This is a genomic window from Serratia sp. Nf2, assembly GCF_003028435.1.
Taxonomy (GTDB): domain Bacteria; phylum Pseudomonadota; class Gammaproteobacteria; order Enterobacterales; family Enterobacteriaceae; genus Serratia; species Serratia marcescens_L.
The window spans coordinates 184,637-206,709 of sequence record NZ_PYTW01000006.1 but is presented as its reverse complement, the minus strand read 5'-3'; the positions used below and the strand labels follow the sequence as shown (position 1 = coordinate 206,709).

Below are 22,073 nucleotides of genomic sequence, written 5' to 3'. Positions count from 1 at the left end.
CATAATCACCATAATGAGGTAGAAAGCGGTAGAGAAAGAGAAATATCTCTCGATAAACGCCACACGGCAGCCCGCCAAATGAAAGTCGAACGTTATATTTCAATACTGTAATATTTTTGGCATACCCACCGTCCTTTCAATCGCGTTGGGCAGCGGCTATCAATGGTCAATTAATAAACTCGGCATTGTCGCTTTCCAACCCTGAACAGATCTCCATTTTATGTTCACGCAAGATCTTGCAGCGCAGCAGGAATAAGCGGGAAATGCCGGAAATGTAAGCCCTGACCTGATTGCTGCGCACCACCAGCAAAAACTCATCGCCGCTGCATTCTCCCGTTTGGTGCGCGGCGTAAGCCAGAATATCCCGATTCAGGCTGGCGTTGACCGTCGCCGAAGCATCAGGCAGCGACATGAAAACCTTACAGTTGCCTGACTTTCCCAGGTAGCTCTCCTGCCGGGCCCCCGAGCCGCTGAAATAGGCCGAGACAGCAATAGCCATGAGGATCCCTCCCAGAACCATCGCGCTGAACATCAGCCAACCACGGCGGGAATAACCAAGATGAGGAGAGGCCCCGTCGATGACGGTGTCGGACGCCGGATTAACCACCGCTGCGGGCGTAGCTCCAGGCACAGCCGCGGCAGGCTCCGCGTCGTGAATATCTTCCGCGTCCTCATAAGACTCGATGGTAATCTCATCACGCAACATAAAACCCACTTTAGGGACCGTAACAATGACCTCATCCTCGACGCCAAGGTTTTTAATCACCCGACGCAATTTGCTGACGCACTGATTAAGATTATTATTGCTGGACACCATGCCGTAATCGTCCCAGACCTTCTTGAATATCAGTTCACGCCCTACGGCCTCGCCATGATGGGCAATCAACAGCAGCAACAACCGTTTGGAAGGACCGGATATGGATATGGGATCGTCAGAAAAATCTGTTGGGCTAAGGGTTCTGGTGTCTGCGTCAAAGAGAATATGGTCATTAAATCTATATTTCATTTTATTCACATGTTTTCACTATAGCGATCATTTATAGTTTGGCGTCAAATGTTAATGAAATATTAAATAAATATTTAATCAGGTAATTCGCGAAAATACCCAAGCACAGGCAAGAAAAACCACTCAATTAACGCCACGAAATACGCTTTGTCACCTCACCACCGTTTATATAGGATTTTTCTTGTAAACCATAACCAAAGGTTAACCAATCACCTCATTCATTGATATATTGACGCGACAAAAACCACAAAGTTAGTTTTTTGTGTCGCAAATCATCCATTTTAAGGAAAAACATCTCAAAAAAAGACCACAGAACTAAATTTTAATAAAAAAATAATAACACGTGAATGTTGAGCGTAATCACAGACCGCAGTCCATCTGCATTAGCCCGATGAATTAACGCGTTTGCCGCGACGCAAATGTTAAATTTTAGGTTCAGCCGAGGCTGATGGGAAACAATAATGAAAGGAAAAACTTACGAATGACGCCTGTCGCGCTTTCCGCAACAGGCGAAAACATTCGCTGCAGCTCATTGAACTGATGAAGGGAAAACCAGGCTAAAGGTCAAACAAGCGGAACCCCGGCTAACGGAACACTGCGCGCGAACTTCACCACCGTGCAGCGTCATGATGGCGCGCACGATAGACAGCCCCAGCCCACTGGCATGATTGCCAGCGCTGCGTGCGGGATCGGCGCGATAAAAGCGATCGAACAATTTTTCCAGCTGTGCCGGCGCGATCGGCTGCCCCTGATTGATAACCTGCACCCACCAGGCATCGGCGCGCCGTTCAGCCCGCAGGACGATCCGGCTGTTTTCGTCGGCATAACGCACTGCGTTAGCCACCAGGTTGCTCAACGCCCGCTGGAACAGCATTGCGTCCGCCTTCAACCCGCCTTCACCTTCGCAGCTCAGCACGATGCCGCGTTCTTCCGCCAGCCCCTCGAAGTAATCCGCCACCCGCCGCAGCTCCAGCGCCACATCCAGACGATTGTAGTTCAGCGCAGACTGCGCCTCGCCGGCACGCGCCAGGAACAGGATGTTTTCCACCATGCGGGAAATGCGCTCCAGCTCATCCATATTGTTCGACAGCAGGGTTTCGTACTCCTCCACGCTGCGAGGCTGGTAAAGCGCTACCTGGCACTGGCCCATCAACGCCCCTACCGGGGTGCGGATTTCATGGGCCAGATCGGCGGAAAACTGCGTCAGCCGCTGGTAGCCTTCATTCAACCGATCGAGCATCGCATTAAACGAACGGATCAGCTGCTGCAACTCCTTCGGCGCCCCCTGCTCGCTGAGGCGTGTCGACAGCGTATTGGGCGCAATCTGCGACGCCTGCGCCGCCATGCGCCATAACGGCTTCAATCCCCGGCGCATGACCCCATACCCCAGGAGCGCAATCAGCAGGAAAGCCACCGCCACCGCCGCGACGATGCGCCACAGGTAGCGCGCCAGCATTTTCTGTTCGTTGGCCATCACGTGCGCGGCGGAGATCTGCAACAGGCTGCCGTCTTCCAGGCGCACCATCGCCGAAGCCGCGCGCAGCGGCACCCCCTGCGCCGTTTCCCCACCGCGGACGGCGGCCAGCGTCTGCGCCTGGCCGGCCGGCGTCGGCGCGATCGGCGGTAGGTTCACCCCGGCCGGATTCACGTTGATGAGCGGTTTTTGTCCCGGAATTTGGAAAATCAGCACGTCCTGTTCATTGCCCAGCATGTTTTCAAACAGGCCGTTATTGGCGGTCAGGCGCGCCAAAGGAAAGCGCTGCCCCAGCAAATGGCGGAAATACTCTACGCGCCCGGTCACCTGCAGATCGCTGCGCAGCGTCATTTCCTGGCGCATGGCGCTATACAGATACCCGCCCGTTCCGCTCACCACCAAAGCGGCTACCAGTGCGAACAGCGTGGCGGTGCGCAGCGTCAGCGACACCGGCCGACGTGACGTGCGCCCGCTCACGAGCGTGGCTCGCAGACATAGCCAATGCCGCGCACGCTGTGGATCAGCTTGACGTCGAACGGCCGGTCTATTTTGGCACGCAGGCGTTTGATGGCCACGTCAACCACATTGGTGTCGCTGTCAAAATTCATGTCCCACACCTGAGAGGCTATTTGCGTGCGCGACAGCACTTCGCCCTCGCGCCGCACCAGCAGATGCAGCAGCATGAACTCCTTGTTGGTCAACGGGATCACCTGATCCTGGCGCACCGCCCGGCGGCGCAGCACGTCCAGCTGCAGATCGGCGATGGCGTAATGGTCGGCTTCGCGCGCCGGCCCGCGGCGCAGCAAGGTGCGCAAACGCAGCACCAGCTCGGTAAACGAAAACGGTTTAATCAGATAATCGTCCGCGCCCAGCTCCAGGCCGTGGATACGGTCCTGCACGCCGTCGCGGGCGGTGAGAAACAGAATCGGCACGTCGCTTTTCTTGCGCAGCACCTCGATGATCTGCCAACCGTCCAGCCCTGGCAGCATCACATCGAGCACGATCGCGTCGTAATCCTGCTCCAACGCGCGAAACAGCCCGTCGGTGCCGTTGCGCGCCAAATCGACGCCGTACCCCGCTTCACCCAACCCTTTCTTCAGGTAATCCCCTGTGCCGATATCGTCTTCAACTACCAGTATTCGCATGCTCGCCACCTCGTTACGTCTGCAAAAATACTAGCAGCTTCGGCGGACAAACTTGATGACATTAATGTCATCAAACGGCCATGGCGCTGACCCAATGGCTCAACCATGCTTAACCGGCAAACTCATTTCAGGAGAACGTTATGATTACCCGTCATCGTATAGCCGGTTTACTGTTATCCACCTTGCTGCTGTCCAGCGGCCTGGCCGCCGCCCAAACGCCGGGCAAAGTCATCGCGCCGCTGCGCGGCACCATCAGCCAGGTGGCCGACGGCAATCTGCAGCTGACCGATCGCAAAGGCGAGACACTCAGCGTCAAGCTGAACAATCAGACCAACGTGCTCAGCGTGTCCAAAGCCACGCTGGACGACATCAAACCGGACAGCTTTATCGGCACCGCCGCCGTGCCGCAGCCGGACGGCACGCTCAAAGCGCTGGAGGTGCACGTATTCGCCGCCAGCCTGCGCGGCACCGGTGAAGGGCACTCGGCCTGGGAATCCGCCGACGGCAAAGTAGACACCATGACCAACGGCACCGTCGGTAAACTGGTGAAATCCAACGGCCGCACCCTGACCGTCACCTACGGCAACCAGCAGAAAACCGTCATCGTGCCGGAAGACGTGCCGATCGTGACGCTGGATCCGGGCGATTTGAGCCTGCTCAAGCCGGGCGTGCACATCGTGCTGTTCTCCGCCGTCAACGATAAGGGCGAGCGCATCGCCACCCGCATTTCCGCCGGCAAAGACGGCACCGTACCGCCGATGTAACCGGAGAAAGCCATGAAAACCAACGCGTCGCGGCCGGTGCATCGCTGGCCGGTTCGAATCACTCATTGGATCAACCTGTTCGCCATGGTGTGCATGTTCATGAGCGGTTGGGAGATCTATAACGCCTCGCCGCTGTTCGATTTCCGCTTTCCGCCGCAGATGACGCTGGGCGGTTGGCTGGGCGGCGCGATTGGTTGGCATTTGGCGGTGATGTGGCTATTGGCGCTCAACGCCGTCTGCTATCTGCTGTGGAGCCTGTTCAGCGGCCATTTTCGCCGCGATCTGTTGCCGCTGCGCGTCGGCGCGCTGCGGCAGGATATCTGGCTGGCGTTGACGCTGCGCCTGCGCCACCGGCATGGCCACTACAACGCCATTCAGAAACTGATGTACCTCGGCGTGCTGGCGCTGGGCCTGTTGCTGGTGCTGTCCGGCCTGGCGATTTGGAAGCCGGTTCAGCTGCAGGGATTGGTCGCCCTGTTCGGCGGCTTCGATTTTGCGCGCTACGTGCATTTCTTCGCCATGGCCGGCATCGGCCTGTTCGTGGCGATCCACGTTTTCATGGTAATCGTCGTGCCCAAAACGCTGTGGGCGATGATAACGGGTGGCAAACATGAATGAGAAAAAGCCGCGGGCAGCCGCGCCAAAACTGGAACCGGACCAAAAAAAGCAGCTGGTCAATCTGCAGCGCCGCCTGATGCTGCGTTCCGGCCTGACGCTGGGCGGTATCGCCATGCTCACCGGTTGCAACCTGCAAGACGGCGATCGGGTGGATAAGGTGCTGTGGGCCATGTCGCGCTGGAACGACCGGGTGCAGGCCTGGCTGTTCAGCGGCCAGCGGCTGGCGCAAACTTACCGGCCCGATCAGATTACCCACCCTTTCCCCTTCAACGCGTTTTACCCGGAATACAACGTCCCCGAGATCGATCTCGCCGGCTACCGGCTTGAGGTCGCCGGGAAGGTGGAGAAAAAAGCCCCCTGGACGCTGGAACAGCTGCAGCGGCTGCCGCAGCAAAGCCAGATCACTCGCCTGATCTGCATTGAGGGCTGGAGCGCCATCGGCCAATGGGGCGGCGTGCCGCTGCGCACCTTTCTGCAGCACGTCGGCGCGGATCTGAATGCCGGTTACGTCGGCTTCAAATGCGCCGATCGCTACTACTCCAGCCTCGACATGGCCACCGCGCTGCACCCGCAGACCATCCTGGCGCTGGATTTCGGCGGCAAGGCCCTGCCGGCGGACTATGGCTACCCGCTGCGGCTGCGGGTGCCCACCAAGCTGGGGTTCAAAAACGCCAAACATATCGCCGCGATCTTCGTCAGCGACGTCAATCCGGGCGGGTATTGGGAGGATCAGGGCTATAACTGGTTCAGCGGCATTTAGTTTTGCGCAGCGCTGCGCATAAGCCTCATCGGCGGCTGGAAGATCTTCTCCGCTGCGGTTAATAATTTGTTCGTCACAACGGGGATAACTATAGGAAAAATAATAGTAAAAAGGATTTTATCATGGAGATTGATGTGAGGGAGATCAATGCGCGACCTGCCACAGAGTATAAGTTTATAAAAATGCCGGCAGCGTTGCTGCGTATTACCTTGATTTTAAAAAAGCGACGTTAAGGATGCGTCAATGGCTTATTGGGGCTTTCCTGCCTCGGAAGTATTGGACAATGCTTACGTCATGGAACTGTACGATGTAAGGGCGTTGGAAACCCGCGCCGAAGTAACCAAATCCTTATTTGATACCTATACCAGGATGGCGTACACCCAAGATGAACGAGAACAACTCTTCATTAATGGCATCGGCCTGGCGATTGTCACGTTTGTGGTGCAATACCAAGCGAGATTGATTTTCAGCGCACCGCTCAGGCCAGCGTTAGCCAGAATTTATGACTCGCTCGTGAAAAAACATGCGCATCACGTACATTATTTGTACAACCAAGCGCTTATTGAGGACGGATGATATGTCATCGAAATACCGCCTGTTAACGGCAGAATCTCACCCAACTCCTATGAGCATAAAGGAACGGCACCAAAGAAAAATGCAAGCCTTCCACGAAGAATGGGCTGAACAAAGACGCCGCGAATGGCGCGAACGCGGCGGTGCTGAAGCAAGTGAAATGCCCGCCAGTGGCATCGATACCGAACTTTCATCCTGATTCCGGTTCTTTCTTACTCTTCTTCCCCTGCCGTCAACAACGCAAGCCCCGCCTGCTCGATGGCCTCCCGCGCAGCGGCGGGCAACCCTTCGTCGGTAATGACGGCGTCAAAGGCGGCGATCGGCAGCGCCAGGTAGGTCGCGATCTTGCCGTATTTCGAGGTGTCGCTGAGCAGAATGCAGCGGCGGCTGGCCTCGACGATGGCCTTCTTTACCATCACCTTGTCTTCGTTCGGCGTCGACAGGCCGCGCATGCTCCACGAAGAGGCGGAGATAAACGCCAAATCGATAAACAGAGCACGCAGCGCCTGCGCTGCCGCTTCGCCGACGCAGGAACGATTTTCCCGGCACACGGTGCCGCCGGTGTGGATGATTCTGCACTGGCTGTGTTCGATCAGGAAGCCGGCGATGACAAAGTCGTTGGTCACCACCGTCAAATCGTCACGTTCACCGATCTGTTTCGCCAGCGCCAGCGTGGTGGTACCGGCATCCAGATAAATACAGCTATTGGCGGGAATATGCCGCGCCGCCAGCCGGCCGATGGCGATTTTCTGCCGGCTGAACATCCCTTCCTTGGCCTGGTGCGAAGGTTCGCTCGCCACCCGCTCAGGCGCCTGCACGCCGCCCGAGACCGACTGCACCGCGCCCTGTTCCTCCAGCTTTTGCACATCGCGGCGGATCGTCATGTGCGAGACCCCCAGCCGTTCGGTCAGCTCGGCAATGCTGACGACGCCGCGTTCGGATACCAGCGCAAGAATTTGTTGATGGCGTTCTACAGGTATCACGGTTCCCTCTCGTTGCTGCGGTGATAATAATTGTGATTTTACGTCAATTTTCGTTCGCCGATAGCCCTAATTTTTCACGGTGTGACGGTGAGCGCAGTGACGCCAGACAAGCATAAACTTATTTAAAAACATAATAGTAATGTTGATACAGGCCAGAAGCTGCACAAAAAACCCGTCTCGCGCATTGTTAATTATTGTGATAACGATCGCGGATAAACGGCCGCCAAGCGCTTACATTTAACACAACAAAACAAATTATCACTAAAATTAACAGGAGTGCAGTATGACACACCCAGGGAAATATGCCGTCTGCATCATTGGGCTGGGCGCGATGGGCATGGGCGCGGCGCGCTCGTGCCTCCGCGCCGGATTGACCACCTACGGGGCGGACCTGAATCCGCAGGCGCTGGCGGCACTGCAACAGGCCGGCGCGAAACAAACATCTACCAGCGCGCGCGACTTCGCGGCCGAGCTGGACGCCGTGCTGCTGCTGGTGGTGAACGCCGCCCAAGTGAAGCAGATCCTGTTCGGTGAACAAGGCCTGGCGCCAAAGCTCAAGCCGGGCACCACGGTGATGGTCTCTTCGACCATTTCCGCCGATGACGCCAAACAGATCGAACAACGCCTGCTGGACTACGGGCTGCCGATGCTGGATGCGCCGGTTTCCGGCGGAGCGGCCAAGGCGGAGGAAGGCCAGATGACGGTGATGGCCGCCGGCGACGACGCCACCTTCGAGCGTCTGCACCCCGTGCTGGACGCCATTGCCGGCAAAGTGTACCGCATCGGCGAGACGATCGGCCTGGGCGCGACGGTAAAAATCATCCACCAGCTGTTGGCTGGTGTACACATCGCCGCCGGAGCCGAGGCCATGGCGCTGGCCGCCCGCGCCGGCATCCCGCTGGACGTGATGTACGACGTGGTCACCCACGCCGCCGGCAACTCCTGGATGTTCGAAAACCGCATGCGTCACGTGGTCGACGGCGACTATGCGCCCAAGTCGGCGGTGGATATCTTCGTCAAGGATCTGGGACTGGTAGCGGATACCGCCAAGGCGCTGCACTTCCCGCTGCCGCTGGCCTCCACCGCTTTCACCATGTTTACCGCCGCCAGCAACGCCGGTTACGGTAAAGAAGACGACAGTGCGGTGATCAAAATCTTTGCCGGCATCGATCTGCCGCAGAAAAAGGAGTCAATCTGATGCTGCTCGGCGTAATCGCGGATGACTTTACCGGCGCGACCGACATCGCCAGTTTTCTGGTGCAAAACGGCCTGCCGACGGTGCAGCTGAACGGCGTGCCGCAAGACGAAACGCAGGTAAACGCACAGGCGGCGGTCATTAGCCTGAAATCGCGCTCCTGCCCGGCAGAACAGGCGGTCGAACAGTCGTTGCAGGCGCTGGCCTGGTTGCAAAAACAGGGCTGCCGCCAGTTCTACTTCAAATACTGCTCCACTTTCGACAGTACCGCACAAGGCAATATCGGCCCGGTGACCGACGCCCTGCTCGCCGCGCTGGGAGAAAGTTTCACGGTTGTCTCACCGGCGCTGCCGGTAAACGGCCGCACGGTCTATCAGGGCCATCTGTTCGTCGGGGAACAGTTGCTGTCTGAATCCGGCATGCGTCATCACCCGGTCACGCCGATGACCGAGAGCAACCTGCTGCGCCTGATGGCGTCCCAGGCCGCCGGGCGCTGCGGGCTGGTAACGGCGGCGGAAATGGATCGCGGCGCCGAGGCAGTCAGCGAGAAACTGCGGCAATTGGCGCAGGACGGCGTGCGCTACGCGGTGCTGGATACGCTCAACGAACGGCATCTGCTCATCCAGGGTGAAGCGTTGAAAACGATGAAGCTGGTGACCGGTGGTTCGGGCCTGGCGATCGGCCTGGCGCGGCAATGGGCGCAGAACGGCGAACGTTCGGCAGAGGCGGCCGGTGCGCCGCAGGGGGAAAAAGCCGCGGTGCTGTCGGGCTCGTGTTCTGTGATGACCAACCGGCAGGTGGCGCACTATCGAGAACGCGCTTCGGCGCAGGCCATCGATATCGGCCGCTGCCTCGAGCCACAGGCGCGCACCGCCTACGCCGCCGAGTTGGCGCACTGGGCGCAGCGCCACGCCGGGGAGGCGCTTGCCCCGCTGATCTACGCCACCGCAGCGCCGGAAGCGCTGCAGCAAACGCAACGGCAGTACGGTAGCGCCGCCAGCGAGGCGGTGGAGGCGTTGTTCGCCGAGCTGGCGGTGCAGCTGTGCCAGTTGGGATTCAGCCGCTTTATTGTCGCCGGCGGCGAAACCTCCGGCGTGGTCACGCAGGCGCTGGGCATTCGCGGCTTCCATATCGGCCCCAGCATTTCCCCCGGCGTTCCCTGGGTGCGCGCCAACGACCGGGCCATTTCACTGGCATTGAAGTCAGGCAATTTTGGCGATGAAGCCTTCTTCACGCGCGCGCAAACGGAGTTTCCAGTATGACCATGACCATCGAGCAGCAGGCACGAGAAGAGATGGTGCGCCTGGGCGCTTCGTTTTTCCAACGCGGTTACGCCACCGGCTCTGCCGGCAACCTCTCGCTGTTGCTGCCGGACGGCGCGCTGTTGGCGACACCGACCGGCTCCTGTCTCGGCGAGCTGCAGGCCGATCGCCTGTCTAAAGTGAGCCTGAACGGCGACTGGCTCTCCGGCGACAAGCCGTCGAAAGAGATCAGCTTTCACCGAGCGCTGTATCTGAACAATCCGGAATGCAAAGCGGTGGTGCACTTGCATTGCACCTACCTCACGGCGCTCTCTTGCCTGCAGGGGCTGGACGTCAACAACGCTATCAAACCGTTCACCCCCTATGTGGTGATGCGCGTCGGCAAGGTGCCGGTGGTGCCCTACTACCGCCCCGGCGACGAAAGGCTGGCGCAGGATCTGGCCCGCCTGGCGCCCACCCACCGCGCCTTTTTGCTGGCCAACCACGGGCCGGTGGTGACCGGTAAAGACCTGCGAGCGGCGGCGGACAATGCCGAAGAGATGGAAGATGCGGCGCGGCTGATCTTCACCCTCGGCGATCGTCCTATCCGCTATTTGACCGATGATGAAATTGCCGAATTACGGAGCTGAACCATGCCTAAATTTGCCGCCAATTTATCGATGATGTTTAACGAAGTGCCGTTCCTCGAGCGCTTCGCCGCCGCTGCCGCACAGGGCTTCAGCGCGGTGGAGTTCCTGTTCCCTTACGACTATCCCGCCGAGCTGTTGGCCGAAAAGCTGCGCGAACACGGCCTGCAACAGGTGCTGTTCAACACCGCGCCCGGCGATGCCGCCGCCGGCGAATGGGGGCTGGCGGCGCTGCCGGGCCGCGAGCAGGACGCGCGCGCCGATATCGACCGCGCGCTGGCCTACGCCATCGCCCTTTCCTGCCCCTGCGTGCACCTGATGGCCGGCGTGGTGCCCGCAGGCGCGGATCGGCAGCGTTATCTCGACACCTTTATCGCCAATGCGCGCTATGCCGCCGACGCCTTCGCCCCGCACGGCGTCAAGGTGCTGCTCGAAGCGCTCAGCCCGCCGGTCAAGCCCGACTACCTGTTTGCCAGTCAACACCAGGTGGCGGAAGCCGTGGCGGCGATCGGGAGACCGAACGTGTTCATTCAGTTCGACTTTTTCCACGCGCAGTTAGTGGATGGCAATATCAGCGGGCTGCTGGAGACGCTGGCCGGGTGCTACGCGCATATCCAGATAGCCTCCGTGCCGGATCGCCATGAGCCGGACGAGGGCGAACTGAATTATCCGTGGCTGTTCGACAGGCTGGATGCGCTCGGCTATCAGGGTTGGATAGGTTGCGAATACCGGCCGCGCGGCGATACCGCCGCCGGGCTCGGCTGGCTGAAGCCTTACCGCTAACGCCGTCGCCGACACCAGGAAATCGATTTTATAACAATGAAACGCACCCGTATCGCCACGCGGCGATCGCGGTGCCCAACGCTTACCCAACGAAAGGCTTTTTTCATGTCTACCTCTCTGCTGTTGCTGATTGCCGTACTCGGCGTGGTGCTGCTGTTATTGATGGTCATCAAGGCGAAGGTGCAGCCCTTCGTCGCGCTGTTGGTGGTCAGTCTGCTGGTGGCGTTGGCCAGCGGCATTCCGACCGGCGAAGTGATGAAAGTGATGACCGCCGGGATGGGCGGCGTGCTTGGCTCGGTGACCATCATCATCGGCCTGGGGGCGATGCTTGGCCGCATGATCGAACACTCGGGCGGCGCCGAGTCGCTGGCGCAACGCTTCAGCCAGGGGCTGGGGCCGAAACATACCGTCGCCGCACTGACCCTCGCCGCATTCATTCTCGGCATTCCGGTATTCTTCGACGTCGGTTTTATCATTCTGGCGCCGATTATCTATGGCTTCGCCAAGGTCGCCAAAGTGTCGCCGCTGAAGTTCGGCCTGCCGATGGCCGGCGTGATGTTGACGGTACACGTCGCGCTGCCGCCGCACCCCGGCCCGGTCGCCGCCGCCGGTTTGCTCAACGCCGACATCGGTTGGCTGACCATCATCGGCCTCGCGATCTGTATTCCGATCGGCGCGATCGGCTATTTCGCCGCCAACTACCTCAACCGCAAAACCTATCCGTTATCGATAGAGGTACTGGAACAGCTGCAGCTGGCGGCGCCGGAACCGCGGCCGGAAGGGCAAGCGCCGCTCAGCGATCGCATCAACCCGCCCGGCGCCGGCCTGGTGGCGGCGCTGATCGTCATCCCGATCGCCATCATCATGCTCGGCACCGTCTCCGCTACGCTGTTGCCGGCCGGCTCGGCGCTGCGCGATACGCTGTCGCTGCTGGGCTCACCGGCGGTGGCGCTGATGATCGCCCTGCTGCTGGCCTTCTATTTCCTGGCGCTGCGCCGCGGCTGGAGCCTGCAGCACGCCAGCGACGTGATGGGCGCCGCGCTGCCGACCGCCGCAGTGGTGATCCTGGTGACCGGCGCGGGCGGCGTGTTCGGCAAGGTGCTGGTGGAATCTGGCGTCGGCAAAGCGCTGGCAGAAGTACTGACATCCATCGGCCTGCCGCTGGTGCCCGCCGCCTTTATCATTTCGCTGGCGCTTCGCGCTTCGCAAGGGTCCGCCACCGTGGCGATCCTGACCACCGGTGGCCTGTTGTCGGAAGCGGTCAGCGGCTTGAATCAGCTACAGCTGGTGCTGGTGACGCTGGCAACCTGTTTCGGCGGACTGGGGCTTTCCCACGTCAACGACTCCGGTTTTTGGATCGTCACGCGCTATCTGGGGCTGTCGGTGGCCGATGGCCTGAAGACCTGGACGGTGCTGACCACCTTGCTCGGCCTGAGCGGCTTTCTGCTCACCTGGCTGTTGTGGCTGGCAGTGTGATTTCTCTGGCATACTGAATGCCATTGTTTTTCATCGCCTTTCACCCTGTGCAGGAGCAGCAACATGACCGTAATCAACACCGCGCCAACGCTTGTCACCGAACGCCTGCGGCTGGACGCGCACACGCTGGACGACTTCGACTCGCTGGCCGCTCTGTGGGCCGATCCGCTGGTGGTACGCTATATCGGCGGCACGCCGCGCGACCGGGAAGACTCCTGGGGGCGCCTGATGCGCTACGTCGGCCACTGGGCGCTGTTGGGGTACGGGTATTGGGCGGTGCGTGACAAACAGAGCGGCGAGTATCTCGGCAGCATCGGCTTCTCCAACTTCCTGCGCGACATCACCCCGGCGCTCGACGCGCCGGAAATGGGCTGGACGCTGGTGAGCTCGGCGCACGGCAAAGGCTACGCCACCGAGGCTTTGCGGGCGGCGCTGGCCTGGGGTAAGACGCACCTGCCGGGCGAGAAAACCGTCTGCATCATCTCGCCGGAAAACCAGGCCTCGCTGGCGCTGGCGAATAAAGTCGGCTTTAGCGAAAGCCACCGCAGCGAGTATCACCAGAGCCCGATCGTCGTGCTGCATTGCCCACTCTAAAACCTAACCGCGTTGCATCGCCAACGCCGTCTGAATGAAGTTGTCCCGCAGCGCGTCGGTGCGTTGCGGGTCCCAGGCGATGCCGACCTGCCACTCCGTTTCCTCGCCGCTCAGCGGCAGAATGTCGATGCCGGCCGGCGCGATATGCGTGATGCTGTGCGGCAACAGCGCGACGCCGACGCCGGCGGCGACCAGCGCCAGCAGCGTCTGGATATCGCCGGCCTGCTGCACCACGGTCGGCGTCAACCGGTGAGCGGCGATAAACCGCAGCGACTGATCGCTCAGCCCACGCCCACGTTTAGGGGTCAACTGCAGCAGCGGCAGCTGATTGAAACGCGCCATCAGATCGTCGGCGCACAGCGCCAGCGCACCCGGCGCAGCCAGCACCAACCGGTCACTCAGCATTGCCACGCCGCACAGCGGCGTATTGACCGGCAAACGCACGAAGCCCGCCTGCAACTCCCCCTGTAACAGCAGCTGATACTGCCGTTCCGACGGGATATCCTCCAGGCCGATCGCCACCTCGGGAAAACGCCGGCGAAAGGCGGCTACCAACTGCGGCGCCAGATGAAAGCTGGAAAGGCCAAACCCCAACGCCAGCCGCCCCGCCTCCCCGAGTGCCACCCGCCGGGCGCGCCGCTGAAACTGCTGGTACTGTTCCACCAGCGCCTGCGCCTCCAGGTAGAGCCGCTGGCCGCCGGCGGTGAGCACCGCCCCCTGTCGGCCACGCTCGAACAGCCGAACGCCGAGCTGGGTTTCCAGCGCCTGAATCTGCTTGCTCAGCGCCGGTTGGCTGATGTACAGCCGGCTCGCCGCCTGCCGATAGTTGCCCTGTTCGGCCAGCGCCACCAGGGCGCGCAGTTGTTTTATATCCATTCCATTAGGTTATCGAATAGGGAATTTAATTGATTATACAGTAATCAATCTACCTGCTGTAATCAACGCAGCCCCTAACCGGAGAGATACCATGACCATCTCATTGCGCGCCGCCACGGTGCAATTCCAGCATCGCGCCAACGATAAGAATTACAACCTGTCGACCATTGAGCGCTTTATCGCTCAGGCGGCCGAGCAGCAGGTACAGCTGCTGGCCTTCCCAGAAATGTGCATCACCGGCTACTGGCACGTGCGCCATCTTTCCGACGCCGAAGTGCGGGCGCTGGCGGAACCGATCGCCGCCAGCCCTTCGCTGGCGCGTATTCGCCCACTGGCGGAGCGTTACAACATGGCGATCGGCGTCGGGCTGATCGAGCTGGGCGACGACGGCCGTTGCTACAACGCCTACGCCGTATGCCTGCCGGACGGCGCGCTGCATGTGCACCGTAAACTGCACGCCTTCGAACACCCGGCTATCGCCAGCGGCGATCGCTATACGGTGTTCGACACCCCCTGGGGCGTGCGCGTAGGCGTATTGATCTGCTGGGACAACAATCTGGTGGAGAATGTGCGTGCGACGGCGCTGATGGGCGCGGAAGTGCTGATGGCCCCGCACCAGACCGGCGGCACTCATTCGCGCAGCCCGCACGGCATGAAGCCGATCCCACAGGCGCTGTGGCAGCGGCGGGCGGAAGATCCGCAGGCAATAGAAGCCGCCTTTCGCGGTGAGCACGGCCGCGGCTGGCTGATGCGCTGGCTGCCCTCGCGCGCTCACGACAACGGGCTGTTTTTGCTGTTCAGCAACGGCGTGGGCCGCGATGACGATGAGGTACGCACCGGCAATGCGATGATCCTCGATCCCTACGGCCGCATCGTGGCGGAGACCTGGGCGGCGGAAGATCGGATGGTCAGCGCCGATCTCGACCTGGCGCTGATCCCGCTCAGCACCGGCCGCCGCTGGATTTATGGACGCCGCCCCGAGCTGTACGGTTCACTAACCGAACCGCAAGGCTATGAGCGCGATGCCCGCAGCGCGCGCTTTTCGACGCAGCCGACGGGGCGCGGCGGCTAATGACAGATAAAAAAAATCCGCCCGAAGGCGGATTTTTTATCCGCGCAGCAACCTGTGCCGCGCATTCACGCCCGCAGGCATGAAGAAATCTTAGAAGCGGTAGCCTACGCCAACGTTCCAGCTGCCAACGTCCACGCTGCGGATGCGGCTCTGCTCGTAGCCAACGTCCAGGGCAACGTTTTCGATTGGGTTGAACTGCAGACCGGCACCGTAGGTGAAGCCGTAGTCGCTGTTGCCACCTTTGTTACCGCCAGCCTGGGCGTTGTCGATGTTTTTGCCGTAGCCAACACCGATCACACCGTAGATGCTCGCCCAGTCGTTGAAGCGGTAAGCTGGACCTGCGGTGATGGAATCGTACTGAGATTTCTTGTAGAAACCGTTTTCAGAACGATTTTTTTCCAGGTGGGTGAAAGAGCCGATCACACCCAGTGGGTTGTTGTCGAACTCGTAACGGTATTTCAGGTTGAAACCGTCGGCCTTGTTAGCAACGCCTTGGAGATCACCCTGCGCATAGCCAGCGGATACGGTGCTCTGACCAGCGAATGCGGTACCTGCGCTAACTGCTAATACGCAAGCTGCTACTGCGGAAAGACATGCAATTTTTTTCATAACCACCTCAAACGCGTTTTATTATTAAGTACATCCATTTGTTCATGCTTTGAAAATATAACAAAAATTAGCGTGAAACTCTGCCTTGAAATGAGTGTCTAATGCTTTATATCGTGTAACAGAAGATTTCAAGAACAGTGTATCTGCTTCTTTTCGCTCTATTTTCGGCCGTATTCTACGGCTTTCTGTGACAAAAATCACCAATTTAATATCCAGATAATTCTTAAGAAAAAGCGCACTTTTTGACCAAATTCGCCACATCTCATCCGAGGATCGGCGGATTTCACCGCGATGCGCGCTTTTCTCAGACAGATTTTCGCCATTTCATTTACACTGCTCGCATCCCCGTTTCGACCGTTTTCTCAAGGCTGAGGAACGGCGCAAAAAAGGCCCGTTAAGGATGTCGTTATCTACTTCCGGCAGAGCGCCCTCCGCGCTGCTGCCCATCTGTCTGTTAATCATCGCCATGGTGTCTATCCAAAGCGGTGCCTCGTTGGCCAAAAGCCTGTTCCCGATCGTGGGCGCAGAAGGCATTACGACGCTGCGTCTTTTCATCGGCACCCTGATTCTGTTCATTATCTTCCGCCCGTGGCGTATGCGCATCGTCGCCGGCAGCCGCTTGCCGCTGCTGATTTACGGCCTGTCGCTCGGCGCGATGAACTACCTGTTCTACCTGTCGCTGCGCACCGTGCCGCTCGGCATCGCCGTAGCGCTGGAGTTTACCGGCCCGTTGGCGGTGGCCATGTTCTCTTCGCGGCGGCCGATAGACTTCCTCTGGGTGGCATTGGCGATCGCCGGGCTGTGGTTCCTGTTGCCGCTCGGCCACGGCGTGGGCGGGATCGATCCGTTCGGTGCCGCCTGTGCGCTCGGCGCCGGCGCCTGCTGGGCGGTCTATATCATTTTCGGCCAAAAGGCCGGCGGCGATCACGGCCCCGGCACGGTGGCGCTCGGTTCCTTGATCGCCGCGCTGGTGTTCTGCCCGATCGGCGCCTGGCAAACCGGCAGCGTGCTGTTCAACCTCGATATTCTGCCGGTGGCGCTGGCGGTGGCGATCCTCTCCACCGCGCTGCCTTATTCGCTGGAGATCATCGCGCTGCCCAAAATTCCGGCGCGCACCTTCGGCACCTTAATGAGCCTGGAACCGGCGATGGCGGCGCTGTCCGGCATGCTGTTCCTCGGCGAACACCTGAGCGGCGTGCAATGGTTGGCGCTAGCGGCGATTATCGCCGCCTCCATGGGCTCCGCCCTGACCATTCGCCCCAAGCCGCGCCTCGAAAGCCTTTCCTGATCGCCTGACTCGCCTGCCGACCGCAACGCCGGAATGCAGGCGGGTTAACTGTTTTCCTCGTGACAAATCGGCATACTTCCCCTTAGCCTGTATCGCAGGCTCTTTGGACTTTCGCTCACATGGAGAATAACAGTGATTCACAACAGCCTGTTCAACCCACGCTTCGGCCGCGGACTCGCGCCGGCGCTGGTTTCAACCCTGACCGAGTTGCGCCGATGCGACCTGCCCGAACTGGCGCTGGGCCATCACCCGATCGACGGCGACAACATCTTTATGGACGTGATGACGCTGACCACCGTGCCTACGGCGGAAAAGCGCGCCGAAATGCATCAGGAGTACATCGCGCTGCATCTGCTGATCAGCGGCGAAGAACGCATCGAATACGGCCTGGCGGGCGACTGGCATCGCGAACATCCGCACGCAGAAAATAGCGACCTTCTGCTGCTGGATATCAAACGCCACCCGCAAACGCTGCACATGACGCACGGCATGTTCGCGATCTTTTTCCAGATGGAACCGCACAAGACCGGCTGCCTGTGGCAGCGCCCGCAGCAAATCAAGAAAGCGGTGGTGAGGATCCATCACCGTCTGCTGCTGTGAACCTGCGGCAGCGTCCGTAGAAAATCGGCGGCCTGGCGGGTTGAAACGGCGCCCTACATCGGTACGGGCCATCTCCGCCAGGTATTTTCGCCGGTTCTTCGAGTAAGTGCGGATCGTCCACAGCACGATCGACTCGCGGCTAAAGAAAGAACGGCGGAAACTTTCCCGATTGCCGGTGCCCGGCCACAGCTCGCTTTTGCTGGCCGCGCGACGGCACGCACGGCGCACGGCCTGCCACAGCGTGCGGCAGAAACCGTAGTCCAGCCACAGGATATAATCGACCTCGCGCCACTTGAGCGGTTGCGTGCGGCTGTAGTTGCCGTCCAGCACCCAGCCTCCTCCCGCTTCGGCCAGCGCCTGCTCAAGCCGCGCCAGGAACGCGTCATCGGGCGTCCCCTGCCACTCAGGCCGCCAATAGAGTCTGTCCATCTCGATATAGGGAACGTCAAGGCGTTCCGCCAGTTGACGCGCCAGGGTGCTTTTACCGCTGCCGCTGGTGCCGACGACGTTAATTTTCATCACTCGCCAATAAAGACTGGGGATAATTCCCTTACTTTAGCCGTATCTATTACGGCTATCAATCTGAATAGGCTTGGAATTAACACCACGATAACAAAGTGGATATTTATCCGGAGTAGTATGCATGCAGAAAATAAGATAACAGGGATAAATCGTCACTGATCTAAATAATAACAAAAAACAAAAATCGCAATAAAATTCATCAAATTACACAAAAACAAAAATCAAATAAAAATAGTGCCATTAGGCCATTCCTATTTGTGCAATAGCCATTTTCGTGCGGCAAAAATAAATACCCCTGCTATAATTGATCCCGTAACGAAATAGGACAACGACTAATCAAGAGGATATCTGATATGAGTACCGCTAAACTGGTGAAAACGAAATCTTCTGATCTGCTGTATACCCGTAACGATCTGGACGAAAAAGTTAAACTGGCCGCCATCAAGGCGCTGAACCATCAGGTCGTGCAATTCATCGATCTTTCGTTGATCACCAAACAGGCGCACTGGAACATGCGCGGCGCGAATTTCATCGCGGTCCATGAAATGCTGGACGGCTTCCGCACCGCCATCATCGAGCATCAGGACACCTTCGCCGAACGCGTGGTGCAACTGGGCGGCGTGGCACTGGGCACCGTACAGGTGGTCAACGATCGGACACCGCTGAAAAGCTATCCGACCAATATCCACAGCGTGCAAGAGCATCTGAAGGCGCTGGCCGATCGCTACGGCGCGGTCGCGAATGACATCCGCAAAGCCATTACCGAAGTGGAAGACGAAGACACCGCCGATATGTTCACCGCCGCCTCGCGCGATCTGGACAAGTTCCTGTGGTTCATCGAATCCAACATCGAATAACGCGAAAGCGTTGCAGCGCGCCCGTCGTTCCGGGCAGAACAGGCTGGGCTTTGCCCGGCCTGTTTTCTTTTGCGCGACCGTTGCATTGTACAAAAAACGCCCCATATTAAACGGTGAGGTTCCTTTGTCAGGAGGTAACGATGGCCAGTGGCTGGGCGGCGGACGGCGCCGTACAGGATCAGATTGATTCCACCGTCGACGATGCGGTGCAGCGCGCGCGTGAAGCGCTCGGGCACGGCGAGAGCGAACGCTATTGCCAGGAATGCGGGGAACCGATCCCCGAGGCGCGCCGCCAGGCATTAACGGGCGTGCGTTTTTGCCTCGCCTGCCAGGCCGAACAAGACAAAAAACACGCGGCCGCCAGCCTGTACAACCGGCGCGGCAGCAAAGACAGCCAGTTGCGCTAGCATTATCTGCTCCCCCTTTTCTCCCTTCGCGGCCCCGCGTGCACCGTCAGTGCATCATGAAAGTTAGAGTTAGTTATCAATATTGAAGCAAAAACGTTAAAGAACGGTTGTTTCACAGCCAAAATTTGGTTAATGATAGCCCCGTGCACCAAGATAATTCTTACGCACCATTTCGGTGCCTCATTGTGGTGCACAACCATAACAATTCGCCTTTCCGGCACAACATCACGCAATAACTCTTTGTTTTTATGGTAGTTGAAAACATGGCACGATTTTTTCATGGCACCAACTGCAATATAAAAAATGGGTAATCCGCAACCTGTACAGGAATTCCTCTCATGAAGTCGATTTTTAAAGTCTCCCTGGCCGCACTCTCTCTGGCCTTTGCCGTAAGTTCCCACGCAGCAGACAAACTGGTGGTTGCCACCGACACCGCTTTCGTTCCTTTTGAGTTCAAACAAGGTGACAAATACGTCGGCTTCGACATCGATTTGTGGGCCGCCGTCGCCAAAGAGCTGAAGCTGGACTACACCCTGAAACCGATGGACTTCGGCGGCATCATTCCGGCGCTGCAGACCAAAAACGTCGATCTGGCGCTGGCCGGCATCACCATCACCGATGAGCGCAAGAAAGCCATCGATTTCTCTGACGGCTACTACAAGAGCGGCCTGCTGGTGATGGTCAACGCCGACAACAACAGCGTGAAAAGCATCGACGATCTGAACGGCAAAGTGGTGGCGGTGAAGAGCGGCACCGGCTCGGTGGATTACGCCAAGCAGCACATCAAAACCAAGGATCTGCGCCAGTTCCCTAACATCGACAACGCCTACATGGAGCTGGGCACCAAGCGCGCCGATGCGGTGCTGCACGACACGCCAAACATCCTATACTTCATTAAGACGGCCGGCGCCGGCAAGTTCAAAACCGTAGGCGATTCGCTGGAAGCGCAGCAGTATGGCATCGCCTTCCCTAAAGGCAGCGACGAGCTGCGCGAGAAGGTGAACGGCGCGCTGAAAACCCTGCGCGAGAACGGCACCTATAACGAGATCTACAAGAAGTGGTTCGGCACCGAACCTAAGTAAGCTGTGAATTTGGCAAGTTATTAACTTAAGCACAGGGGGCGCTTACCCCCTGCGCTTCGTTGTATCTGATACCCACGTTTGGGATCACCGGGAGAAATATCATGCAGTTCGACTGGAGCGCCATCTGGCCCGCCATTCCTATCTTGTTAGAGGGCGCCAAAATGACCCTGTGGATTTCGGTCCTCGGTCTGATTGGTGGCCTGATCATCGGCCTCGTCGCCGGCTTTGCCCGCACCTACGGCGGTTGGATCGCCAACCACATCGCGTTGGTGTTTATCGAGGTGATCCGCGGCACGCCGATCGTGGTGCAGGTGATGTTCATCTACTTCGCCCTGCCGATGGCATTTAGCGACTTGCGCATCGATCCGTTCACCGCGGCGGTGGTGACCATCATGATCAACTCCGGCGCCTACATCGCGGAAATCACCCGCGGCGCGGTGCTGTCGATTCATAACGGTTTCCGCGAAGCTGGCTTGGCGCTCGGCCTGTCACGCCGCGAAACCATCCGCTACGTCATTATGCCGCTGGCGCTGCGCCGCATGCTGCCGCCGTTGGGCAACCAGTGGATCATCAGCATCAAAGACACCTCGCTGTTCATCGTGATCGGCGTGGCGGAGCTGACCCGTCAGGGTCAGGAAATTATTGCCGGTAACTTCCGCGCGCTGGAAATCTGGAGCGCCGTGGCGGTTATCTATCTGATTATTACCCTGGTGCTGAGCTTCGTGCTGCGTCGTCTGGAAAGAAGGATGAAAATCCTGTGATTGAATTTAAAAACGTCTCCAAGCATTTTGGCCAAACCCAGGTGCTGCACAACATCGATTTGAAGATCGACAAAGGCGAAGTGGTGGTGATCATCGGGCCGTCCGGCTCAGGCAAATCCACCCTGCTGCGCTGCATCAACAAGCTGGAAGAGGTCACTAGCGGCGATCTGATCGTCGACGGCCTGAAAGCCAACGATCCGAAAGTGGACGATCGGTTGATCCGCCAGGAAGCCGGCATGGTGTTCCAGCAGTTCTACCTGTTCCCGCACCTGACGGCGCTGGAAAACGTCGCCTTCGGCCCGATCCGCGTACGCGGCGCGAAGAAGTCCGATGCGGAAAAGCTGGCGCGCGAACTGCTGGCCAAGGTCGGTCTGGCGGAGCGTGCCCACCACTACCCGTCCGAACTGTCGGGCGGGCAGCAGCAGCGCGTGGCGATTGCGCGCGCGCTGGCGGTGAAGCCGAAAATGATGCTGTTCGACGAGCCGACCTCCGCGCTCGATCCGGAATTGCGCCACGAAGTGCTGAAGGTGATGCAGGATCTGGCCGAGGAAGGGATGACGATGGTCATCGTCACCCATGAAGTCGGCTTTGCCGAAAAAGTGGCGTCGCGCCTGATCTTTATCGATAAAGGCCGGATTGCCGAAGACGGCAACCCGCACGATCTGATCAACCATCCGCCAAGCCCGCGTCTGCAGGAGTTCCTGCAGCACGTGTCCTGATCCTGGCGGTTTAACGGCGGG

General features: G+C 59.0%; 25 protein-coding genes and 1 pseudogene. 19 read left to right on the top strand and 7 right to left on the bottom strand.

Annotation, left to right across the window (positions count from 1 at the left end):
• Window positions 1–166: 166 nt before the first annotated feature.
• The 3 genes from C9411_RS15445 to C9411_RS15435 all read right to left on the bottom strand — a co-directional run bounded on the left by C9411_RS15445 (window position 167) and on the right by C9411_RS15435 (window position 3,625).
• Window positions 167–1,006: a winged helix-turn-helix domain-containing protein gene (locus C9411_RS15445; RefSeq protein WP_063988830.1), complete on the bottom strand. Its 840-nt coding sequence runs from the start codon at window positions 1,004–1,006 to the stop codon at window positions 167–169.
• 529 nt (window positions 1,007–1,535) lie between these two features.
• Window positions 1,536–2,957 carry a heavy metal sensor histidine kinase gene (locus C9411_RS15440; protein WP_063988829.1) on the bottom strand — a complete coding sequence of 474 codons (1,422 nt, stop codon included), beginning with the start codon at window positions 2,955–2,957 and terminating at the stop codon, window positions 1,536–1,538.
• The gene (locus C9411_RS15435; RefSeq protein WP_033650568.1) at window positions 2,954–3,625 is read right to left on the bottom strand and encodes a heavy metal response regulator transcription factor; all 672 of its coding nucleotides are present in this window, start codon (window positions 3,623–3,625) and stop codon (window positions 2,954–2,956) included. The genes C9411_RS15440 and C9411_RS15435 overlap by 4 nt, the downstream gene beginning before the upstream one ends.
• 140 nt (window positions 3,626–3,765) lie before the next feature.
• Between C9411_RS15435 and C9411_RS15430 the strand changes: the two genes are divergently transcribed.
• The 5 genes from C9411_RS15430 to C9411_RS26045 all read left to right on the top strand — a co-directional run bounded on the left by C9411_RS15430 (window position 3,766) and on the right by C9411_RS26045 (window position 6,539).
• Window positions 3,766–4,389 (top strand): hypothetical protein, encoded by a 624-nt coding sequence (locus C9411_RS15430; RefSeq protein WP_063988828.1) that lies wholly within the window; start codon window positions 3,766–3,768, stop codon window positions 4,387–4,389.
• A gap of 12 nt (window positions 4,390–4,401) precedes the next feature.
• Window positions 4,402–5,007, top strand: coding sequence for a cytochrome b/b6 domain-containing protein (locus tag C9411_RS15425; RefSeq protein WP_063988827.1), 606 nt, complete (start codon window positions 4,402–4,404; stop codon window positions 5,005–5,007).
• Complete coding sequence (locus C9411_RS15420; protein ID WP_063988826.1) at window positions 5,000–5,767, top strand: molybdopterin-dependent oxidoreductase; 768 nt, start codon at window positions 5,000–5,002, stop codon at window positions 5,765–5,767. The genes C9411_RS15425 and C9411_RS15420 overlap by 8 nt, the downstream gene beginning before the upstream one ends.
• Window positions 5,768–6,010: 243 nt before the next feature.
• Window positions 6,011–6,343: a hypothetical protein gene (locus tag C9411_RS26050; RefSeq protein WP_233221916.1), complete on the top strand. Its 333-nt coding sequence runs from the start codon at window positions 6,011–6,013 to the stop codon at window positions 6,341–6,343.
• A 1-nt stretch (window position 6,344) separates the two neighbouring features.
• The gene (locus C9411_RS26045; RefSeq protein ID WP_233221915.1) at window positions 6,345–6,539 is read left to right on the top strand and encodes a hypothetical protein; all 195 of its coding nucleotides are present in this window, start codon (window positions 6,345–6,347) and stop codon (window positions 6,537–6,539) included.
• A gap of 13 nt (window positions 6,540–6,552) precedes the next feature.
• On the opposite strand, the gene ygbI is transcribed toward C9411_RS26045, so the two are convergent.
• Window positions 6,553–7,323: a DNA-binding transcriptional repressor YgbI gene (gene ygbI, locus C9411_RS15410; protein ID WP_063988825.1), complete on the bottom strand. Its 771-nt coding sequence runs from the start codon at window positions 7,321–7,323 to the stop codon at window positions 6,553–6,555.
• Window positions 7,324–7,606: 283 nt separating this feature from the next.
• Between ygbI and ltnD the strand changes: the two genes are divergently transcribed.
• From ltnD to C9411_RS15380, 6 genes are all read left to right on the top strand, one after another.
• The gene (ltnD, locus tag C9411_RS15405) at window positions 7,607–8,521 is read left to right on the top strand and encodes an L-threonate dehydrogenase (protein ID WP_107227415.1); all 915 of its coding nucleotides are present in this window, start codon (window positions 7,607–7,609) and stop codon (window positions 8,519–8,521) included.
• Window positions 8,521–9,780, top strand: a complete 1,260-nt coding sequence (otnK, locus tag C9411_RS15400) for a 3-oxo-tetronate kinase (RefSeq protein ID WP_107227414.1) — start codon at window positions 8,521–8,523, stop codon at window positions 9,778–9,780. The genes ltnD and otnK overlap by 1 nt, the downstream gene beginning before the upstream one ends.
• On the top strand, window positions 9,777–10,409 hold the full coding sequence (locus tag C9411_RS15395; protein WP_369919460.1) for an aldolase: 633 nt from the start codon (window positions 9,777–9,779) through the stop codon (window positions 10,407–10,409). Before otnK ends, C9411_RS15395 begins: the two co-directional genes overlap by 4 nt.
• 3 nt (window positions 10,410–10,412) lie before the next feature.
• Entirely contained in the window at window positions 10,413–11,189 is a 777-nt protein-coding gene (otnI, locus tag C9411_RS15390; RefSeq protein WP_107227413.1) for a 2-oxo-tetronate isomerase, read from the top strand.
• Between the two features lie 105 nt (window positions 11,190–11,294).
• Window positions 11,295–12,665: a GntP family transporter gene (locus tag C9411_RS15385; RefSeq protein WP_107227412.1), complete on the top strand. Its 1,371-nt coding sequence runs from the start codon at window positions 11,295–11,297 to the stop codon at window positions 12,663–12,665.
• 63 nt (window positions 12,666–12,728) lie between these two features.
• Window positions 12,729–13,259 carry a GNAT family N-acetyltransferase gene (locus C9411_RS15380; protein WP_063988820.1) on the top strand — a complete coding sequence of 177 codons (531 nt, stop codon included), beginning with the start codon at window positions 12,729–12,731 and terminating at the stop codon, window positions 13,257–13,259.
• Window positions 13,260–13,262: 3 nt separating this feature from the next.
• On the opposite strand, the gene C9411_RS15375 is transcribed toward C9411_RS15380, so the two are convergent.
• Window positions 13,263–14,135, bottom strand: a complete 873-nt coding sequence (locus C9411_RS15375; protein ID WP_107227411.1) for a LysR family transcriptional regulator — start codon at window positions 14,133–14,135, stop codon at window positions 13,263–13,265.
• Window positions 14,136–14,226: 91 nt separating this feature from the next.
• On the opposite strand from C9411_RS15375, the gene C9411_RS15370 reads away from it, so the two are divergent.
• Window positions 14,227–15,207 (top strand): nitrilase family protein, encoded by a 981-nt coding sequence (locus C9411_RS15370; RefSeq protein WP_063988818.1) that lies wholly within the window; start codon window positions 14,227–14,229, stop codon window positions 15,205–15,207.
• Between the two features lie 90 nt (window positions 15,208–15,297).
• Here the strand turns inward: C9411_RS15370 and ompX are convergent, their stop codons facing one another.
• Window positions 15,298–15,816 (bottom strand): outer membrane protein OmpX, encoded by a 519-nt coding sequence (gene ompX, locus C9411_RS15365; RefSeq protein ID WP_033637662.1) that lies wholly within the window; start codon window positions 15,814–15,816, stop codon window positions 15,298–15,300.
• A gap of 400 nt (window positions 15,817–16,216) precedes the next feature.
• Here ompX and rhtA point away from each other — a divergent pair, with 400 nt between their 5' ends.
• Together rhtA and nanQ are read left to right on the top strand one after the other, a co-directional pair.
• Window positions 16,217–17,104 (top strand): threonine/homoserine exporter RhtA, encoded by an 888-nt coding sequence (gene rhtA, locus C9411_RS15360; protein WP_004939202.1) that lies wholly within the window; start codon window positions 16,217–16,219, stop codon window positions 17,102–17,104.
• A 132-nt stretch (window positions 17,105–17,236) separates the two neighbouring features.
• Window positions 17,237–17,704, top strand: coding sequence for an N-acetylneuraminate anomerase (gene nanQ / locus C9411_RS15355; protein ID WP_063988817.1), 468 nt, complete (start codon window positions 17,237–17,239; stop codon window positions 17,702–17,704).
• Here nanQ and C9411_RS15350 read toward each other — a convergent pair.
• Window positions 17,686–18,223 (bottom strand): annotated as a pseudogene (locus C9411_RS15350) (shikimate kinase). The gene nanQ and the pseudogene C9411_RS15350 overlap by 19 nt on opposite strands.
• Window positions 18,224–18,579: 356 nt before the next feature.
• On the opposite strand from C9411_RS15350, the gene dps reads away from it, so the two are divergent.
• The 5 genes from dps to glnQ all read left to right on the top strand — a co-directional run bounded on the left by dps (window position 18,580) and on the right by glnQ (window position 22,052).
• Window positions 18,580–19,083: a DNA starvation/stationary phase protection protein Dps gene (dps, locus tag C9411_RS15345; protein ID WP_004939215.1), complete on the top strand. Its 504-nt coding sequence runs from the start codon at window positions 18,580–18,582 to the stop codon at window positions 19,081–19,083.
• 140 nt (window positions 19,084–19,223) lie between these two features.
• Window positions 19,224–19,490 (top strand): DksA/TraR family C4-type zinc finger protein, encoded by a 267-nt coding sequence (locus C9411_RS15340; protein WP_063988815.1) that lies wholly within the window; start codon window positions 19,224–19,226, stop codon window positions 19,488–19,490.
• Between the two features lie 338 nt (window positions 19,491–19,828).
• Window positions 19,829–20,572 carry a glutamine ABC transporter substrate-binding protein GlnH gene (gene glnH / locus C9411_RS15330; protein WP_004939223.1) on the top strand — a complete coding sequence of 248 codons (744 nt, stop codon included), beginning with the start codon at window positions 19,829–19,831 and terminating at the stop codon, window positions 20,570–20,572.
• 101 nt (window positions 20,573–20,673) lie between these two features.
• Window positions 20,674–21,333 carry a glutamine ABC transporter permease GlnP gene (gene glnP / locus C9411_RS15325; RefSeq protein WP_019454487.1) on the top strand — a complete coding sequence of 220 codons (660 nt, stop codon included), beginning with the start codon at window positions 20,674–20,676 and terminating at the stop codon, window positions 21,331–21,333.
• Entirely contained in the window at window positions 21,330–22,052 is a 723-nt protein-coding gene (gene glnQ, locus C9411_RS15320) for a glutamine ABC transporter ATP-binding protein GlnQ (protein ID WP_004939230.1), read from the top strand. The genes glnP and glnQ overlap by 4 nt, the downstream gene beginning before the upstream one ends.
• The last annotated feature ends 21 nt before the right edge of the window (window positions 22,053–22,073 follow it).

Excerpts from the sequence above, each read along its gene's own strand:
- ompX (WP_033637662.1), bottom strand. The coding sequence starts at position 15,816 with ATGAAAAAAATTGCATGTCTTTCCGCAGTAGCAGCTTGCGTATTAGCA.
- C9411_RS15435 (WP_033650568.1), bottom strand. The coding sequence starts at position 3,625 with ATGCGAATACTGGTAGTTGAAGACGATATCGGCACAGGGGATTACCTG.
- C9411_RS15375 (WP_107227411.1), bottom strand. The coding sequence starts at position 14,135 with ATGGATATAAAACAACTGCGCGCCCTGGTGGCGCTGGCCGAACAGGGC.
- glnH (WP_004939223.1), top strand. The coding sequence starts at position 19,829 with ATGAAGTCGATTTTTAAAGTCTCCCTGGCCGCACTCTCTCTGGCCTTT.
- dps (WP_004939215.1), top strand. The coding sequence starts at position 18,580 with ATGAGTACCGCTAAACTGGTGAAAACGAAATCTTCTGATCTGCTGTAT.
- C9411_RS26045 (WP_233221915.1), top strand. The coding sequence starts at position 6,345 with ATGTCATCGAAATACCGCCTGTTAACGGCAGAATCTCACCCAACTCCT.
- otnI (WP_107227413.1), top strand. The coding sequence starts at position 10,413 with ATGCCTAAATTTGCCGCCAATTTATCGATGATGTTTAACGAAGTGCCG.
- C9411_RS15445 (WP_063988830.1), bottom strand. The coding sequence starts at position 1,006 with ATGAAATATAGATTTAATGACCATATTCTCTTTGACGCAGACACCAGA.
- C9411_RS15425 (WP_063988827.1), top strand. The coding sequence starts at position 4,402 with ATGAAAACCAACGCGTCGCGGCCGGTGCATCGCTGGCCGGTTCGAATC.
- otnK (WP_107227414.1), top strand. The coding sequence starts at position 8,521 with ATGCTGCTCGGCGTAATCGCGGATGACTTTACCGGCGCGACCGACATC.
- C9411_RS15370 (WP_063988818.1), top strand. The coding sequence starts at position 14,227 with ATGACCATCTCATTGCGCGCCGCCACGGTGCAATTCCAGCATCGCGCC.
- ltnD (WP_107227415.1), top strand. The coding sequence starts at position 7,607 with ATGACACACCCAGGGAAATATGCCGTCTGCATCATTGGGCTGGGCGCG.
- glnP (WP_019454487.1), top strand. The coding sequence starts at position 20,674 with ATGCAGTTCGACTGGAGCGCCATCTGGCCCGCCATTCCTATCTTGTTA.
- C9411_RS15340 (WP_063988815.1), top strand. The coding sequence starts at position 19,224 with ATGGCCAGTGGCTGGGCGGCGGACGGCGCCGTACAGGATCAGATTGAT.
- C9411_RS26050 (WP_233221916.1), top strand. The coding sequence starts at position 6,011 with ATGGCTTATTGGGGCTTTCCTGCCTCGGAAGTATTGGACAATGCTTAC.
- C9411_RS15385 (WP_107227412.1), top strand. The coding sequence starts at position 11,295 with ATGTCTACCTCTCTGCTGTTGCTGATTGCCGTACTCGGCGTGGTGCTG.
- rhtA (WP_004939202.1), top strand. The coding sequence starts at position 16,217 with ATGTCGTTATCTACTTCCGGCAGAGCGCCCTCCGCGCTGCTGCCCATC.
- C9411_RS15430 (WP_063988828.1), top strand. The coding sequence starts at position 3,766 with ATGATTACCCGTCATCGTATAGCCGGTTTACTGTTATCCACCTTGCTG.
- C9411_RS15380 (WP_063988820.1), top strand. The coding sequence starts at position 12,729 with ATGACCGTAATCAACACCGCGCCAACGCTTGTCACCGAACGCCTGCGG.
- C9411_RS15420 (WP_063988826.1), top strand. The coding sequence starts at position 5,000 with ATGAATGAGAAAAAGCCGCGGGCAGCCGCGCCAAAACTGGAACCGGAC.
- C9411_RS15395 (WP_369919460.1), top strand. The coding sequence starts at position 9,777 with ATGACCATGACCATCGAGCAGCAGGCACGAGAAGAGATGGTGCGCCTG.